The following is a 17,640-nucleotide window of genomic DNA, read 5'->3' on the forward strand; positions in this document are numbered from 1 at the left end:
AAAAAGGCTTAGGATATAATTAATCCCAAGCCTTTTTAAATAACTTCAATCCAACAAGAACCTATACCCATTAATTAATTGCATAGGTAAAGACACGATCTAAAATCAATTATAAAGTGATATTATATGCTATAAAATTATAGTTTAATCAATTTCTTAACACTTAATTTTCCTTGTTCATTTTCAACATTTACAATATATATACCTGATTGAAACGAAGACGTATCAATTCTCAATTTATTGGAACTAACGTTGTTATTATTAAAAATCATACTCCCACTAATAGAAAATATTTCCACATTACTTATACTAGCGTTAGGACTATGGATAACAAAAGAATCTTGAGTTGGATTAGGAAACATTGTAAACCTTGATTTAATTTCATCTTCAACACCTAAAGTAGTTCCTACTATAGTTATATATGCCGCAGGACCATTTTCGGTATTTTCTTTATCCAAAAATCTAAAAGTGTCATTCGTTGCAGAGGCATCGGTTAACACTAAGGAAACTATTTTGTCTCCTGCTAGTTGTGCTTTAATATAACTAGTAATATCTATTTCAAAATCTTGATATAAATCATCAACATCACCAGGTGTTGCAAAAGTTCCAATAACTGTAGATATTGCAGGAGCATTATTCCATGTTAAAGTAGACTCCGTCCATGCATCGTCGGCAACTTCAAATACAGACACATCAAACGATCCTCCGAAGGACTGATTCCCATGCACATGTAATACAGCTGAAGTTATAGCGTTAAAAGTACTAAGGTCGAACTTTAAAAAGGCATGTCTAGAAAAGTCTAGATTTCCGCTTGAGCTCTCTTTTACTTCTATAATTTTACCATTATAATTGATATCTCCATTACCGCCTCCTCTCACATAACTATCTTCTGACACGGTAATATCTGTTTGAGAATACCCTACACAGGTAATTAATAACAAAGAAAGTAATTGAATTTTTTTAAAGTAATTTTTTTTCATAATAAATAAATTTTAAGATTAATTATTTTAAACAAGTAATAAACCAAAGTTATTACGTTGATTTAAAAACATCTAGCACAACTGTTCCACATCATTAGCAATTGTAATTTATAGAGGAACATATGTATCATAAAACAACATATGTGCTAATTAAAAATTAGTCTTAGGTTCGGCATAAGAAAAAACGGGAGAATTATATCTCTAATTTATTTAAAAACACAAGCCTTTTATACGACTAAATAGACATCATTTACCTATTTCACCATTAACAATAATCTTATCTTAATTCGAAATACTGTTCACTCTTAAAGTATAGATTTCAGCTACCACTTTATTTTTTTAATGGGAAGTGTAATGTTGCAATGCCATTAAAAACACTATCGTACAGATTAAAGGAGGAAACTAGACCATATAATATTATACTACTTTCTACTCCCCAAAGATGTTAATATAAAAAAAAGCTTACAGCCTCAATTCCTTGATTTTGTAAGCTTGATATTTTATATCTATTAATTTAAATAAAAAAGAGTTAGTTAATTTTTAAGAAGATTTAATGCTGGTCGTTTCCAACTACCATCTAATGCAGCCTCTTTTGCCCAGTACAGTCTCATAATTGTTACAAATGGCCCTTTTGGAGCTGGTAGCCAATTAGATTCTTTTGCTTTGCCAGGAGATTCATTCTGGATATATAGCGTTATCCCTCCATCCTTATCTTTTACGAAACTAGGTAACATAGGAGAATTCAATAAATACCGATTAATAGGATTTTCTACTAATAAACTCTCTGGCAATTTATACATGGTTAAAGACCAAAATGCATTTACAGGAGGTAATTCACCTTCTGCAAAATGCAAAGTATACTTATTTGTAGTCGCATCTAGTTTATTTCCATCAGAATCTACAGCATAAAAAGGATACATTGCTTCTTCCTTGGAATTACCATAAATACCTAAAACAGCGGCTGCCATTCGTTTTAAATAGTCGTTTTTTAAATATGCTCTAGTTCCAAATAAATCACCTGATGTAATTTCTCCACCGTCTATTTTCTTTTTTATTTCTGCAAAATCCACCGCCCAAGCGTCGTGCATTCCTTTTTGCATAGCTTTCTGCACTTCCGGACTTAGTTTTTGAACATCAAATTCCAAGCCTGTACCAATTCCAATTTTTGCAAAACGCTCCATTAAAGCTTTTTCTGTTGGGTTTACGGGACAATACTGCAAAGCAAAATTCATAATACGAAAGAAGTCTAATGACGTTTTTTGTTCTTCGGGAGATAGCGGATTTATAAAATCTATCTTCGAAATGTCTGTTGGAGATTGCGAATTTATAAAAGACGATAAAGGTTCCATTTTGTAGGTTGCCTGAATTTCTTTGACCTTTTCGATATCTTCAGGATCAAAAAGTTGCGTGCGATAAACGGCAGAAATCAAATTGGTTTCAGATTTAACAACTCTATCTATACCTTCGGGAATTTCTCCGTTCCAGTCGGGACCAGTAATAAGATAACTACCTGCTTTGTTTCCAGAAGTACGCGTACCTAAATAATCGAAATTAAAAGTATAAGCATCAATAAACTGCACGCTATAGTAGCGATTTGATTCAATCTCAGGAAATGTGAGTACAATAGGTTCTGCTCGCAGATCTAAACCAGACCACGAATAGGGTGTATCGGAATTTGGTGTCTGTACCGCAATATCTTTAGGTGTAAATACACGGGCTATATTCCCCAAATGATTCCATGATGCTTTAAATTCTGAACTAGTGCTATCTTCATAATAATCGTATTGAATACGATAATTATCCACCATAGGGAAACCGTAAATGTATGCTTCTTTGGTTATTGCTGTTATTGAATCTAATGGCAACTCAGAAGATTCCACAGTTTCTTTTTTGTCTTTGCTTTGATTACAAGAAAACATAATCAACACGGTAAATAGTAAAGTGTAGGCTTTTTTCATAATTCAATTGTTAGTTTTAATATATCAGAACTTATTTAGCACTGTTACACACAGGTGCATATTAAATTAAGTCTCTAATATCATATACTTTAAATATATTCAATTAAGTCAAGATATGAAAATCATGCATTCATTTTTGACGGAGAAACTTAATTTATTTTTGTTTGCTATAATAATTTTTAAATACGAAAAGAGACAAAGAAAAGGTGATCCCTGTATTACGAAACTCTATTCATGAAAGTAAAATGTAATCATTCGTAATTGCTTACAGAAACCTCAGTTTTTAAGTCCCAATTAGCCTATAGAAGCTTTGGCCTTAAACTAATACTAGCTCTTTTCCAATTAAGGTTATTGTTGAATAAATAGTTGCTAGATTATTTTACCCGAAAGACAATTATCTAGAACAAGGCCCTGAAGATGTGTAATGATTGTATCGTCTTTAAAACGAAAGTCAAATCAACTATTTCTACACACTATTTTATAGTTATAGGATTAAAATATACTGTTGACCGATTAGATTGATAGGAAATCAATTTAAATAAATAGCCTAAAACTAAAAAAAGCCTTACAGTAACTGTAAAGCTTTTTTTTCGTCGGGGTGGCAGGATTCGAACCTGCGGCCTCCACGTCCCAAACGTGGCGCGATAACCGGGCTACGCTACACCCCGAGGTGTATGTTATCTTTAAATTCCCGATATTAATATTTAAAGACTTTAATTCGCGGAGAGACAGGGACTCGAACCCTGGCGACACTTACGCGTCGACAGATTAGCAATCTGCTCCATTACCACTCTGGCACCTCTCCTAAACTTATGAACGTTGCAATAATTTTGCGAGTGCAAAAATAGGACTTGTTATTAAATATTACAACCTTTTTTGAACTTTTTTTATAAAAATTATTCAGGGTATTCTATTCTTAAATGGTAAATGTTTGCTAGCTTGAGTTTTAGCACTTTTTTAATGGATTGAATTTCTTTAAATGTGATATTAGAATTTAGAAATTGCCCCTCGTCCATCTGCTTATCGATAATATTCTCTACAAAAGCATCAATTTTTGTTGATGTTGGCTCTTTTAGACTTTTAGAAGCCGCTTCTACACTATCACACATCATTAAAATCGCAGTTTCTTTACTAAATGGCTTCGGACCTAAATATCTAAAATCGTCCATATTAACCTCATCTGGATTCGATTTTTTCTCCATCATATAAAAATAGTAAACGACACTCGTCCCATGATGCGTTCTTATAAAATCGATAACACGATCTGGCAAGTTATTTTTCTTTCCAATTTCAATACCATTTAAAACATGGTCTACGATAATTTTAGCACTTTCCTTAGGCGCTAATTCGTCGTGTGCATTTATTCCGGTCGATTGATTTTCTGTGAAATACGTAGGGTTCTTCATTTTACCAATATCATGGTACAAAGCACCAACACGCATCAACATACTATTCGCTCCAATTTCATTCGCACAAGCTTCAGCTAAATTGGCTACGTTTAAGGAATGATGAAATGTTCCGGGTGCCTTTTCAGCTAATTCTTTTAATAACTTGGTGTTGGTATCTGTAAGCTCTAACAAGGAGACGTCTGATACTAATCCGAACATTTTCTCGTAGGCATAAATTAAAGGCTGCACAAATAAGGTTGCCAAACCACATAGAATAAACATTAAAAATGTTTCCCATTTTAAATTATCGATACTTCCTTCGTGAATCACGAAAAACGCAAAATAAGCGATGATATATACAATTGTAATTTGCCCTACCGAAATAAATAAATTCGCACGTTTATATAATTCTGAAACTGTTAAAATCGTTACAATCCCCGCAATAATTTGAAGGAACATATACTCGTAACTATTCGGAACAATAGATCCTAATAACAACATTGTAACCACATGCGTAAAAAGTCCTAATCGGGCATCGAAAAAGGCCTTTAAAACCAAAGGAAGAATACAAATAGGCACCACATAAATGTAATGCGCATTATAATTAACAACCAACGAGGTTATAAACACCATAAATAAGACGTTAAAGAAAATAAAGGTGACTTTATTATTATTCTCGAAAACATCCCGTCTGTATTTTCTTAAAAACAACAGTAACATTAATAAGGCTAGAGATACTAAAACCGTATAAGCAAAGACAATCCAGTTATAGTTAGAGGCATTCCAAACCTGAGATTCGTATTCTGATTCCAAAGATTTTAGAACTTGAAACTTATCACCTTCTACGACTTCACCCTTCGAAATTAGAAGCGTTTCTTTTTCTATACTTCCGCGTGTATAGGATATTTTATTAAGTTCTTCGTCTAAAGCACGCTCTGTAAATTCCTTATTATAAGTTAAATTTGGCTGAATAACATCGTAATATACAGAAAGAAATTGCTTTTCATAAGCACTCAAATTATGATCAGAAAGGGTCTTAATAATTAAAGGTTTAATATTCTCTTGCTTGACCAAATTTGAATATTCTGCACTGACCTTTTCAACTCGATTTTCTAATAAAACAACTGTACTTTTTGCATTGAAACCATTCTCTTCATGTAGCACACCATAATTATAGAAATCATTCAGGATTTTTGTTCCTTCATTAAAAAGCGCTCTATAATCCGATCGTGGGATTGAATCTGAAATACTCTCATTAAAGGTGATTTTATAATCTTTAAACACCTGTTCTTTAATACCGCTATCAATATCGAAATAACGAATAGCACTTGCTTTTACAGCCTGCTGCTCAGTCGAGATTTCTTCATTGCTTTTTTTAATCGCAAAATTAAATGGTGCATATAAATTTTCGGACTGCCAAGGTTTACCTTTTTCAAAATCATATTTAAACCGGCCACTTTTAGGAAACAAGTATACAATTAGAAACGTAGTACATATAAAAAGTAGTATTTTATATAACAAAGTATGGTTCCTGTATAAGGTATTTACAAAGTCTTTCATGAATAGAGTTAAGTACATCAAATGTAATAAAAATTAAGGCGTTTCGACCCGTTTATAAATAAGGAATCCTTTATAAATCATATTTATTTTATTAAATTCGTAACAAACATTCACAAATACATAAATATGAGCAAAGAAGTCGTTATTGTATCAGCCATCCGTACTCCTATCGGAAGTTTTCTAGGGTCTCTATCTACTATTCCTGCTCCAAAATTAGGTGCTATTGCGATTAAAGGTGCACTAGATAAGATTAGTTTAGACGCACATTTAGTAGAAGAAGTTTTTATGGGACAAGTACTACAAGCTGGTGCCGGTCAAGCGCCTGCCAAGCAAGCCGCAATTTATGCAGGCATACCCGATACCGTGCCTTGCACAACAGTAAACAAAGTTTGTGCATCTGGAATGAAAGCCATTATGCTAGCTGCACAAACCATTGCTTTAGGCGATGCCGAAATTGTTGTTGCAGGAGGAATGGAAAACATGAGTATGGTTCCGCATTATATGCATGCCAGAACCGGTACTAAATTTGGACCAGCGACAGTAACCGACGGACTTCAACAAGATGGATTACTCGATGCTTATAACCAGAATGCAATGGGAGTTTGTGCAGATGCTTGTGCTGTAGAACATAAATTTTCCCGCGAAGAACAGGACGCTTACTCCATACAATCGTATTCACGATCTGCTAAAGCTTGGGAAACCGGAAAATTTGACAATGAAATTGTTTCTGTTGAAATACCTCAGCGACGTGGCGAAGCCTTAATTTTTAGCAGAGATGAAGAATTCACAAATGTAAAAATAGATAAAATCTCCATCCTTCGTCCTGCATTTACAAAGGACGGCACAGTTACAGCCGCCAATTCATCTACCATTAACGATGGGGCTGGTGCAGTCATTTTAATGAGTAAAGACAAAGCGATATCACTAGGTCTAAAACCTCTCGCTGTTATAAAAAGTTATGCCGACGCCTCTCAGGCTTCTGAATGGTTTACAACAAGTCCAGCGAAAGCCTTACCAAAAGCATTAGACAAAGCAGGCATAAAACTTGAAGATATAGATTTCTTTGAATTGAATGAAGCTTTTTCTGTTGTTGGATTGGCCAATATGAAATTGTTAGGATTGACAGATTCAAACGTTAATGTTAATGGTGGTGCGGTTTCTTTAGGTCACCCATTGGGGTGTTCTGGGGTTAGAATTGTTATTACGTTATTAAACGTACTTGAACAAAATAATGCTAAACTAGGTGCTGCAGCAATTTGTAATGGAGGTGGTGGTGCTTCGGCAATGGTGCTAGAACGTCTTTAATTGGAAATATCTTTTTTAAAAACTCATTAAATTCTATATTTAGACCAAAATTCAACAGTTAATTAATGCAATACGGCGTTTGTAATTTAAGCATTGTCCCTTTAAGAATTGAACCCTCTGATGCTTCGGAACTTATATCTCAGGTACTCTATGGGGAACATTTTAAAGTTTTAGAACAACGAAAAAAGTGGAGTAAAATCCGTTTGGCTTTCGATACATATGAAGGTTGGATAGACAACAAGCAATATGTTGAAATTTCGGAAGCTATTTATATGAATTTGGATGCTGAAGCTCCTAAATTATCAACAAATTTAGTTGAATTTGTCACGGATATAAACGAGCAACTCTACCCCATTCCATTAGGTTCGACCTTAAATAGTTTATCTATTTTAAATCACACTCACGATGGAGATCTCACAAGTGAAATTTCGCCTAAAAGCAACCTAATACAAACCGCATTTATGTATTTAAATGCACCGTATTTATGGGGAGGAAAAACACCTTTTGGGATTGATTGTTCTGGGTTTACACAAATGGTTTACAAATTAAATGGTTATAAAATTTTAAGAGATGCTTCTCAACAAGCCACTCAAGGCGAACCGTTAAGTTTTATTGAAGAAAGTGAGGCCGGAGATTTGGCTTTTTTCGACAATAATGAGGGTCAAATTACGCATGTGGGAATTATTATGAATGATAACTATATTATCCATGCTCATGGTAAAATAAGAATCGACCGTTTAGATCATTCTGGAATTTATAATGTCGATAAAAATATGCACACACATAAACTTCGTGTCATAAAAAAAATCATATAAAAAGCTGTTGCATTTTATTACTCTAAAATGATTCTTACGATTTTTATGTATATTTAAATTAGCAAAATAAATACGTATCAATTCATGAAAACTTACACTAAAACAATCCTTACAGCATTTGTTGTATGTGTATTTAGCATTCAATTTGTCTCTGCACAACGAATTATAAGAGCACCTGTAGCTCATAATAATAACAGTAGAATGGGACACTGGGTAAATTTAGGAACAACGCACGCTAACCATACTGCAGATCACGATAAAATAAATATACCTGGACCTTTCGATTATTATAGAAAAATTAAATTTAAAGTAAGAGATGCTCCTGTTAATATCCAACGTATGATTGTAACTTATGACGGAGGAGCTCCAGAAAAGATTAATACTCGATTTGATATTCCAAAAAATGGGGAAAGCCGCGTGATTGATTTAAGAGGAGGAAAACGCAAATTAAGGAGTATAGAATTTTGGTACGATACTAAAGGGATCTTAAATGGTAAAGCAGATGTTACCGTTTACGGTATGAAATAGCATCGGTTAATAACTCTAAATAAAAAAAGCTAGTAATTTAATTACTAGCTTTTTTTATATTTAAAAGGATAAATACTCTCTTGGTAGAGCGTTAAATCCAACATCGTTAACAGCTTCTTCTACAAAGCGCACTTCAATCATTTTTGAAACCTTAACTTTAAATTGTTTAGGAAAAATGACATCCAAAAACTCTATAGATTCTACACCATCAATAGCCAGTACAGCCTGTTTAACCTTAATGACATCTTTATGCTCACAAGCATTCGTTGTAAAGGTTCTAGGGTGTTCCTCGGGGATTACATTATCTAATAAGATTTCCATGTATTGATTTTTGATTAATTAAATTATTAATGCACTTGCAAATTAACATTTAATTATGAAATACTCCCAAATAGACTGAAATTTTTTGTGTTAAAACATTATAGTATTCCTACTAAAAGAGTGATTTCATTAACAGAAGACAAATACACGCCTAGTTTTACTCTAAGATTTTGTCATTTTCTCCACACTCTAGCATCACTTCCCCATAATACGGATTCTTAATTTTTTCTTCTAAACTTAACCAATAACCACCTTTATTCTGATTGGACATCGGACAAAATTGCACATAAACTTTAACAGAAACACCGTATAATTCAATCATATGTTTCACATCTAAAGACACTTTTGAGAACGTATTTCTAAAGGACAAAATATCATTAACAGTTTGAATTTCAGTTAGATTATTTTTTATTTTAGTTGATTGGGTACCCCATAGCGACATCATTTTAGCATCTTCCGAAATAGATTTTGTATCGACTTCATTTACAATTTTCAGGAGCTGTCTTGCTTGTACTTTTGCAGATTCAAAATCACTAGCCACCAACTCATCTTTTAATTTAACATAAGCAAGTAACACTGTTTCTAACTGTTTTTGGAAAATTTCAGGAGCATCTTTAACTTCTTCTTCTGAAATTAAGTGACTTTCTAAAATATTAGCATCTTCATTTGATATATTATTTTGATTCATCATAGAGGATTTTCCTTTTAATTGAGCCGCAGCGTCTACAGTAAAGGTACCGTTTGTAACAATAATATCTCCCTGAGTAATACCATCTATCACCTCATACGTATCTCCTAATTTCGAACCTAACGTAATTTCTCGCATCTCGAAAACAGGTTCGTTTAAACTCACCTTCAGATAAACTACAGAACGCTTTCCAGTCCACATTACAGATGTAACAGGTATCGTTAACACCTCAGCTTTACTATCTTTTATATTTGAAAAAACACCTTCTACAAACATGCCCGGCTTAAACAATCCGTCTTTATTATCTAAAACAGCTCGCACCGTTACTGTTCGCGTCGACGCCTTTAAAATCGGATCTATAAATGTAATTTTAGAGGCTATCTTTTTGTTCGGATATGCCTTTGCGACAATTTCAATAGACTGCCCAACCTTTAATGTACGAATCTGATTTTCATAAGCATCAAATTCTGCCCAAACCGTACTTAAATTAGACACTTTAAAGATAGCCTTACCATCCATAACATGATCTCCTTCCTTTGCGGAAATTTCAGAAACTGTTCCTGAAACATGTGCATATATTCGAAATTGATTTACAACATTTCCAGACTTCTCAATTTCATTTAATTGTCCGTCATGAATCATCCAGTTTTTAAACTTAGTACGCACAGCACTATACAATTCTGGTTGCGATTCTTTCATTTTATAAGCGGTAATTAATTCTTGTTGAGCACGGATTAAATCCGGAGAATATACGGTCGCAACAAGCTGTCCTTTAATCACCTTCTGCCCTACCGACGTAACATATAGCTTATCTATTCTTCCATTAAAATGTGCTGGCTGTACGAACACTTTATCATCGTTAACTGTAATCGTCCCAGATAAATTTAAACCTTTATCACCGTGAGCACTTTCGCCGATAACAGTGGTTTCTATATTTGCCAAAGCCGTCGCATTTTTGCTTAATTTGAATTGCTGAGCAGTCAATCCGCTATCATCTGTGGTTACAGGAATTAAATCCATACCACAAATCGGACAATCCCCTGCCTCTGTTTTCATGATTTGTGGATGCATAGAGCAGGTCCACATTTCATTAGATTTCAGTCCAACTTCATGGTCATGATCGTGTTTTTCCAAGGTTACGGATTCTGTTTTTCCAAACATAAAAAACCCAAGCATTACTCCTAAAACTAGAGCTAATGCGACATATATATAATTACGTTTCATGACTTATTTGTTTTCTTCTAAGCGTTTAATCATGGCTTTCATCTCTTCAATTTCTTTCCTTTGTGCTTCTATAATATCTTCTGCTAATTGCTTAACCTCTGGGTCTTTTATATCTGCACGTTCACTAGTCAAAATGGCAATAGAATGATGCGGAATCATCGCTTTCAACCATAACACATCTCCCACAATTGGAGCTTGAGTACGCACTAACCCGAGTGCTCCAAAAAACAGAACAATACTTCCAACGATTATGGCCATATTCTTCTTTTTGTTCCTATACATGTTTCGCATCGCCACAAACATGATAATAGCCATGGTTGAAATTCCTAAACACGTCATGTAAAACCGTGTTAAACTAAAATACACATGATCGATGGCGTAGGTGTTTAAATACATGGTGACATACATCGCTAAAAATGAAGCGCCAAGCATTATAACAAATCGTGTGTAATTATTCTTTTTTGAATGGTCTTTTGAATGTTCCATAATCGTTGTTTTTTTGATTAATCTATCTTCGCAGATTTCAATCGTAATGCATTTGCTATTACCGAAACCGAGCTAAAACTCATTGCCAAAGCCGCAATCATAGGCGATAGTAATATTCCGAAAAACGGATATAACACACCTGCCGCAATCGGTACACCAACAGAATTATATATCAAAGCGAAAAACAAATTCTGCTTAATATTTTTCATCACATTTTCGCTTAATTTTCGTGCTTTTACAATGCCGTGCAAATCACCTTTTACCAAAGTAATTGCAGCACTTTCTATCGCCACATCGGTTCCTGTTCCCATGGCAATACCAACATCACTTTTTGCTAAGGCTGGCGCATCATTTACACCATCTCCAGCCATGGCTACTTTTTTACCTTCATTTTGGTAGCGTTCTACTTCACTTAATTTATCTTGAGGTAACATTCCTCCTTTAAAGTGTTTCAGACCTAACTCTTCTGCAACCGCTGTAGCCGTTTCATGATTATCACCAGAAAGCATCACCACATCTACACCTGAGTCTTGCAATTCTTTTATAGCCGCTTTACTGGTCGGTTTTATTTTATCTGAAATAACGATAAAGCCAACTGCTTCTTTATTAACAGATAAAAATGACACTGTTTTCCCTTTCTTTTGCTCACTAGAGACGGCTTTTTCTAAATCGGAAGACACAGATATCTTAGCTTCTTCCATCATCTTAGCATTCCCAACAGCTATTTGTTTTCCATCTATAACAGCTGTAACCCCTTTTCCTGACACCGAATTAAAGTCCGTTGCTTTTAAGAAACTTAGCTTTTGTTCTTTTGCATATTTTACAGTGGCTTCAGCTAACGGATGCTCACTCATCGTGTTTATTGAAGCGATATATTGAATCACCGTATTTTGGTCGATACTATCCGATACTGAAACAACTTTTTCTACTGACGGTTTTCCCTCTGTAATGGTTCCTGTTTTATCAATAATTAGCACATCTATCTTATCCATTTTCTCCAAGGCTTCAGCATTTTTAATCAGTACTCCATTTTGAGCACCTTTACCCACACCAACCATAACAGACATCGGAGTCGCTAACCCCAAAGCACACGGACACGCAATTATTAACACGGCAATGGCATTTACAAAAGCGAATGCGTATTTAGGCTCCGGACCGAATATAACCCAAAGGATAAACGTCAAAATTGAAATCCCCACAACAACAGGTACAAAATATCCTGAAATTTTATCTGCTAGTTTTTGAATCGGCGCCTGACTTCGGCTTGCGGTATTTACCATCTCGATAATTTGAGAAAGTAACGTATCTCCTCCAACTTTTTCGGCAGTCATAACAAAAGACTGTTTCCCATTAATGGTTCCGGAACTCACTTTATCGCCTTCAGATTTACTTACAGGAATAGGTTCTCCAGTAATCATAGATTCATCTACACTGCTTTCACCTTCATGAACCGAACCGTCTACAGGAATTTTACCACCTGGTTTTACTCGTAAAAAATCCCCTAAATTAATATCGTCTATAGCTATAGTTTCCTCTTTCCCGTCTGTTACACGAATCGCTTCATTAGGCGCAAATTTTAATAATTCTTTTATCGCATTGTTTGTTTTACTATGTGCTCTAGCTTCTAAAACCTGCCCCATTAATACCAAAGTTAATATAACACTAGCGGCTTCGAAATACACATGTACTGTTCCCGAACCGGTTTTAAATTGATCTGGAATAACACTAGGAAACAACAAACCAAACACACTAAATAACCACGCGACACTTGCGCCAATTCCGATTAACGTAAACATGTTTAAATTCCATGTTTTTATGCTTTTATAAGCACGTTCAAAGAACATCCAAGTGGCATAAAACACCACAGGAATAGATAAAGCAAACTGTACCCAATTCCATGATTTTAACGACATGATATCGTATAATGGATTGTTAGGAATCATCTCTGACATGGCGATAATAAAAATCGGAAGTGTAAATACCGTAGCAATCTTAAGCTTATTAAGTAGCTTTTTATACGTCTTATCTTCTGCTGAAACATCTGCTTTCACAGGAACCAAATCCATACCACAAGTAGGACAATCTCCAGGTTTATCTGAGATGACTTCAGGGTGCATCGGACAAGTATATTGTGTTTTTGACGCTTTTAAACTTTGCTCTTTTACTAAATCCATACCACAAACCGGGCAATCGCCAGGCGCATCGTAAGTTTTTTCGCCTTCACAATGCATCGGACAATAATATGTACCTTCACCAGTGTCTTTGGGTTTCGATTTTTTAGCAGGCATTTCATGTTTATGTGTGCCTTCTGGATGAATTGTATACGTATCTCCATCAGCTTTCAACGCCTCTTGAAATGTTTCAATTGGAATATGATGTTCCATTTCTATTTTCGCTTCAGCCTGTTCTAAATCTACTGTCGCTTTACTAACACCTTCTACTGTATTTAAAATAGTTTCAACATGGCCACGGCAACCATTACACGTCATCCCGTGAATATGATACGTATGCGTCATAAGTTTTGGTGGCTCTGTTTCGGTTTTAACTTCTGAATGTTCAAAATTATTCTCCAGAGTTTGGCTACTCTCCTTCGGTGCGGCTGAGTGCGCCATTATTTCATAGCGTCCACCATCATCTTGCAAAGCCTTCTGAAATACTTCTAAAGGAATGTGTTTCTCCATTTCGATAGTCGCTTCAGCTTTAGCCAGATCTACAGTGGCATGAATTACACCCTCAACTTTAGAAAGTGTGCTTTCAACGTGACCACGACAACCGTTACACGTCATTCCTGATATTTTATATGTATGTTTCATTTGTGTATAATCTAGAGTATAAAATTACCACTTAACCACTAACTTCAATTGTATTATTATGGACTATACTTATATAATTTTGTCTATAGTTTTTCGATCCCATTGCTGCGATGATTTATAATCGCTCATAGACATTCCTGTAATCGTTTTAAACTGATTGGCTAAATGACTACTACTGGTATAGCCCAAACTATCAGCGATTTCTGCGAATTGCAATTGCCCCAATTGAAGCAACTCTTTCACCTTTTCAATTTTTAATTGAATGACATATTTCTCAATGGTAATCCCCATTCGTTTACTAAAGAATTTACTTAACACAGAATAATCTTTTGGGATTTTTTGAGTTAATAATTCTGAAATTTTCATATTTTGATTTTCAGAAACGTCTAAGGTTTCAATAAGTACTGTTTTAATTTGTTCTATAAGCACATCGTCCTCACTGGTTATTAATTCAAAACCATAATCCTGCAATTTTTCTTTTAAAACCGTATACGTTTCTGTCGCTATAGGCCCCACAACCACATCGCCTAAATGCAATGCATAAACAGGTATTTGCAACGCATCTAGCAATTGTTTAACCGATGCTTTACAACGATCGCAAACCATATTTTTTATATAGAGATGCTGTTTTATCTGTTTATCCTGTGTAGACATGTCTTAAATTATATATTATTTTAATGTCTCTTGAACTAGTCCGCAATGCAACATTTTATCTCCATAATACGGATTATTAATCTGCTTTTCTACAGCAAACCAATTCGCCCCACCTTTTAATGCCATCGGACAATTTTGCTCGTAAATCTCACCCGAAATAATATTTCCTGCTATAATAGGTTTTAAAGCTGTTGTTAAATCTGAAAACAATTCACGTTGAATTTTAATCTCATTTTCTTCTGAAATTTTCACAGCCAAAACTTTTAAAGACTCATCGGTCGTTGTTTCTGCCATCATTTTTGCGCCGCTTTTCGCTTCTGCATTATCAGATTTCACCAAAGCCGATTTTAAATGAATATAGTGTTGAAACGTAGCCCCTACCAATTCATCTTTAAATTTAGGCTGAGACTGCTCCATTGCCATTTCTTTATGTTCCACAGTTGGAGCTACTGTCGGTGCAGTATTTTCGGTTGTTCCCTTGTCATTTTTACAAGATGTAAATCCTGAAAGTGCTAATCCTAACACTGCTATTCCTAAAATTTGTTTTGCGTTTTTCATAATATAAAATTTTTATTGTTGATTATAATTCTGTTTTCTATTTAATTATTTGGTTCTATTTAAAATCGAAATGAGACACCACCACCAGTTCCAAATCGGTTATCGTAACTCGCCGTAAGCGAAAAATCTCTTGATAAAAAATATTCTAAACCTACATTCCAAACGGTTTCTGATCTATAGTTTTCGTCTGCACTAAAATCTGTAACCCATCCAAAATCGGCTTGATATTCATATTCTCCAAACAAAACTGTTCTCGGAAAAATCATGATTTCTCGACTAATTCCTATTTGCGGACGTAAATTACTATCCATACGTACATCTAAATTAAAAAGAAAAGGCGTTAGATACCGGACTCCTAAAACCGCTGTAGTTTCTATCTCATCTAAACTTTCATCTATTTCATTTTCAACATTTACACCTCCAAAAACACGAAGAAAATCGAATAAATAGCGCTCATAAGTAAATTCTGCTTCTAGGTTTTTATTCCATCCATATTCTGCAGACACATTAAACTGATTTCTAAAATCTGATGCTACAAGATTCAATTCAGACTTATGAGAAGCTACATCCAAAGTCCCCCAAGTGTAAAATTTATTAGTTTCTTCTATAATATTAGAAACCGGAAAATCCTTCATTCTAGGATCCCTTGGCGTTCCATAACTTAAAACGCTTGCCATTCCCCCCATCATATGATACAACACGTGACAATGAAAAATCCAATCTCCATATTCATCACCATAAAACTCTAAAGTCACAGATTCCATAGGCGGCACATTTACGGTATGCTTTAAAGGTGAATACGCTCCGTTTTTATTAAGAACTCTAAAAAAATGACCGTGTAAATGCATAGGATGATGCATCATTGTTAAATTATTTAAAGTGATTCTTGTAACCTGATCTCCTTTAATATTAATATTATCTGACTCTGAAAGTGGAACGCCATTCATACTCCAAATGTAACGCTGCATATTTCCTGTAAGATTTAGTAATATTTCAGTCACTGGAATGTCTTTTGAAAAAGCTGTTTTCTCCTTAGATTTTAAATAATCATAATTGTAATCGGCATTCGATGACATCCCTTTTGTATTAGACATCTCATCTTTTGGTTCGCTATCCATAGCTGACATTTCTGAAGCATTCATTGTAGAATGATCCATCTCTGAATGGCTCATATTTTGATCCTCCATTTTCATATCCGAATGATCCATATCCGCATTCATTTTCATTCCGTATTTTGCCCTCATTTCAAAACGCTCATCCTTATTTGGTCGATATTTCAGGGCTGGAGCTCCCATTTTCATATCCATTTTTGCCATCGATTTCATCATAGCAATTTTGTCTGGTCTAGTTATTTCTTCGGCGTGCAGAACATTCCCTGTTCCTAAATACGCGGAAGTTCCTCCGGAACCATCTTGGGCTACAATTTTAAATTCCACCTTGCCTTCTTCAGGAATCGTTACAATATAATCGTAAGCTTCTGCAATGGCTATAAATGTTTTATTCTTCTTTATAGGCACAACATTAAGTCCGTCGGCTGAAACTAAAGTAGGCATTTCACCACCAAAAGTCATCCAAAAAGAAGTAGATGCCGATCCGTTTACAATCCGTATTCTTACCTTTTCTCCTGGCTTAAATTCTGGATATTCTACATTGTTTTCGCCGTTAATAAGAAAAGTCGGATAATAAATATCGGCTATATCCGCACCTTCCATACGCTGCTTCCAGAAGTTTAACTGAGCGCCAAAACCTCCTTGAGCGATTACACGATTTAAAGGTGTAGATGTTCCTTTTTTAATACCATACCATTCGTTGCCACGTTTTAAATTTCGTAAAACATTCATAGGGTTTTCGTTGGTCCAATCGGAAAGCATTAGCACCAATTCCTTGTCATATTCAAAAGATTCTTTCTTTTTAGGATGAATAATAAATGCTCCAAAAACACCACGTTGCTCTTGCAACATCGTGTGTGAATGATACCAATATGTTCCCGCTTGTTTTATAGGAAATTCGTATTTAAGTGTTTCTCCTGGACGAATTGGTGGTGTTGTTAAGTACGGAACACCATCATAAAAATTAGGCAATAGAAGACCGTGCCAATGCATAGATGTTTCTACTTCCATCTCATTCTTTACATAAATAACGGCATATTCACCTTCATTAAATTCTAAGGTTGTCCCAGGAATGGTGCCATCAATGGACATCGCCTTCACAGATTTCCCTACTTTATTTACCGTAATTTCTTTTACATTAATAGTATATTCCTTCACGGGAAGATTATCAATATTACCCTCCAGAGATTGCGAAAAAGCTGTTTGCAAACTAAGTGCAAAAACTAAAACAGTTATAAAATGTTTCATAATTT

The 17,640-nt window shown here is 34.8% G+C and carries 13 protein-coding genes and 2 tRNA genes; 3 read left to right on the forward strand and 12 right to left on the reverse strand.

Annotated elements, in window-relative coordinates; all coding sequences use genetic code 11:
• Window positions 1-137: 137 nt before the first annotated feature.
• The 5 genes from ACFFVB_RS14130 to ACFFVB_RS14150 form a co-directional block, all read right to left on the reverse strand.
• Entirely contained in the window at window positions 138-980 is an 843-nt protein-coding gene (locus ACFFVB_RS14130; RefSeq protein WP_382383706.1) for a T9SS type A sorting domain-containing protein, read from the reverse strand.
• Between the two features lie 533 nt (window positions 981-1,513).
• A complete protein-coding gene (locus tag ACFFVB_RS14135; RefSeq protein ID WP_382383707.1) occupies window positions 1,514-2,938 on the reverse strand; it encodes a DUF1254 domain-containing protein in 1,425 nt (474 codons plus the stop codon).
• Window positions 2,939-3,531: 593 nt separating this feature from the next.
• Window positions 3,532-3,606 (reverse strand) — tRNA-Pro (locus ACFFVB_RS14140).
• Window positions 3,607-3,659: 53 nt separating this feature from the next.
• Window positions 3,660-3,743, reverse strand: a tRNA-Ser gene (locus tag ACFFVB_RS14145).
• A 91-nt stretch (window positions 3,744-3,834) separates the two neighbouring features.
• Window positions 3,835-5,886: an HD family phosphohydrolase gene (locus ACFFVB_RS14150; protein WP_382383709.1), complete on the reverse strand. Its 2,052-nt coding sequence runs from the start codon at window positions 5,884-5,886 to the stop codon at window positions 3,835-3,837.
• Between the two features lie 126 nt (window positions 5,887-6,012).
• Between ACFFVB_RS14150 and ACFFVB_RS14155 the strand changes: the two genes are divergently transcribed.
• The 3 genes from ACFFVB_RS14155 to ACFFVB_RS14165 all read left to right on the forward strand — a co-directional run bounded on the left by ACFFVB_RS14155 (window position 6,013) and on the right by ACFFVB_RS14165 (window position 8,534).
• Window positions 6,013-7,191: an acetyl-CoA C-acyltransferase gene (locus tag ACFFVB_RS14155; RefSeq protein WP_382383710.1), complete on the forward strand. Its 1,179-nt coding sequence runs from the start codon at window positions 6,013-6,015 to the stop codon at window positions 7,189-7,191.
• 65 nt (window positions 7,192-7,256) lie between these two features.
• On the forward strand, window positions 7,257-8,006 hold the full coding sequence (locus ACFFVB_RS14160) for a C40 family peptidase (protein WP_382383712.1): 750 nt from the start codon (window positions 7,257-7,259) through the stop codon (window positions 8,004-8,006).
• A gap of 84 nt (window positions 8,007-8,090) precedes the next feature.
• Complete coding sequence (locus tag ACFFVB_RS14165; RefSeq protein ID WP_382383714.1) at window positions 8,091-8,534, forward strand: DUF2541 family protein; 444 nt, start codon at window positions 8,091-8,093, stop codon at window positions 8,532-8,534.
• A gap of 60 nt (window positions 8,535-8,594) precedes the next feature.
• On the opposite strand, the gene ACFFVB_RS14170 is transcribed toward ACFFVB_RS14165, so the two are convergent.
• The 7 genes from ACFFVB_RS14170 to ACFFVB_RS14200 form a co-directional block, all read right to left on the reverse strand.
• The gene (locus tag ACFFVB_RS14170; RefSeq protein ID WP_382383716.1) at window positions 8,595-8,855 is read right to left on the reverse strand and encodes a hypothetical protein; all 261 of its coding nucleotides are present in this window, start codon (window positions 8,853-8,855) and stop codon (window positions 8,595-8,597) included.
• A 157-nt stretch (window positions 8,856-9,012) separates the two neighbouring features.
• The gene (locus ACFFVB_RS14175) at window positions 9,013-10,767 is read right to left on the reverse strand and encodes an efflux RND transporter periplasmic adaptor subunit (RefSeq protein ID WP_382383718.1); all 1,755 of its coding nucleotides are present in this window, start codon (window positions 10,765-10,767) and stop codon (window positions 9,013-9,015) included.
• Between the two features lie 3 nt (window positions 10,768-10,770).
• A complete protein-coding gene (locus ACFFVB_RS14180; RefSeq protein WP_382383720.1) occupies window positions 10,771-11,253 on the reverse strand; it encodes a DUF305 domain-containing protein in 483 nt (160 codons plus the stop codon).
• Between the two features lie 17 nt (window positions 11,254-11,270).
• The gene (locus tag ACFFVB_RS14185; protein ID WP_382383721.1) at window positions 11,271-14,066 is read right to left on the reverse strand and encodes a heavy metal translocating P-type ATPase; all 2,796 of its coding nucleotides are present in this window, start codon (window positions 14,064-14,066) and stop codon (window positions 11,271-11,273) included.
• A gap of 69 nt (window positions 14,067-14,135) precedes the next feature.
• On the reverse strand, window positions 14,136-14,720 hold the full coding sequence (locus ACFFVB_RS14190; protein WP_382383723.1) for a helix-turn-helix domain-containing protein: 585 nt from the start codon (window positions 14,718-14,720) through the stop codon (window positions 14,136-14,138).
• Between the two features lie 15 nt (window positions 14,721-14,735).
• Window positions 14,736-15,278, reverse strand: a complete 543-nt coding sequence (locus ACFFVB_RS14195; RefSeq protein ID WP_382383725.1) for a DUF3347 domain-containing protein — start codon at window positions 15,276-15,278, stop codon at window positions 14,736-14,738.
• A 59-nt stretch (window positions 15,279-15,337) separates the two neighbouring features.
• Window positions 15,338-17,635, reverse strand: a complete 2,298-nt coding sequence (locus tag ACFFVB_RS14200; RefSeq protein ID WP_382383727.1) for a multicopper oxidase domain-containing protein — start codon at window positions 17,633-17,635, stop codon at window positions 15,338-15,340.
• Window positions 17,636-17,640: the final 5 nt, after the last annotated feature.

The sequence above is a fragment of the Formosa undariae genome, from assembly GCF_042427615.1.
Taxonomy (GTDB): domain Bacteria; phylum Bacteroidota; class Bacteroidia; order Flavobacteriales; family Flavobacteriaceae; genus Formosa; species Formosa undariae.

What these genes read in the sequence shown, in the direction of transcription:
- ACFFVB_RS14155 (WP_382383710.1), top strand. Translation starts at nt 6,013, where the DNA reads ATGAGCAAAGAAGTCGTTATTGTATCAGCCATCCGTACTCCTATCGGA.
- ACFFVB_RS14185 (WP_382383721.1), bottom strand. Translation starts at nt 14,066, where the DNA reads ATGAAACATACATATAAAATATCAGGAATGACGTGTAACGGTTGTCGT.
- ACFFVB_RS14170 (WP_382383716.1), bottom strand. Translation starts at nt 8,855, where the DNA reads ATGGAAATCTTATTAGATAATGTAATCCCCGAGGAACACCCTAGAACC.
- ACFFVB_RS14180 (WP_382383720.1), bottom strand. Translation starts at nt 11,253, where the DNA reads ATGGAACATTCAAAAGACCATTCAAAAAAGAATAATTACACACGATTT.
- ACFFVB_RS14165 (WP_382383714.1), top strand. Translation starts at nt 8,091, where the DNA reads ATGAAAACTTACACTAAAACAATCCTTACAGCATTTGTTGTATGTGTA.
- ACFFVB_RS14160 (WP_382383712.1), top strand. Translation starts at nt 7,257, where the DNA reads ATGCAATACGGCGTTTGTAATTTAAGCATTGTCCCTTTAAGAATTGAA.
- ACFFVB_RS14200 (WP_382383727.1), bottom strand. Translation starts at nt 17,635, where the DNA reads ATGAAACATTTTATAACTGTTTTAGTTTTTGCACTTAGTTTGCAAACA.
- ACFFVB_RS14175 (WP_382383718.1), bottom strand. Translation starts at nt 10,767, where the DNA reads ATGAAACGTAATTATATATATGTCGCATTAGCTCTAGTTTTAGGAGTA.
- ACFFVB_RS14130 (WP_382383706.1), bottom strand. Translation starts at nt 980, where the DNA reads ATGAAAAAAAATTACTTTAAAAAAATTCAATTACTTTCTTTGTTATTA.
- ACFFVB_RS14135 (WP_382383707.1), bottom strand. Translation starts at nt 2,938, where the DNA reads ATGAAAAAAGCCTACACTTTACTATTTACCGTGTTGATTATGTTTTCT.
- ACFFVB_RS14190 (WP_382383723.1), bottom strand. Translation starts at nt 14,720, where the DNA reads ATGTCTACACAGGATAAACAGATAAAACAGCATCTCTATATAAAAAAT.
- ACFFVB_RS14195 (WP_382383725.1), bottom strand. Translation starts at nt 15,278, where the DNA reads ATGAAAAACGCAAAACAAATTTTAGGAATAGCAGTGTTAGGATTAGCA.
- ACFFVB_RS14150 (WP_382383709.1), bottom strand. Translation starts at nt 5,886, where the DNA reads ATGAAAGACTTTGTAAATACCTTATACAGGAACCATACTTTGTTATAT.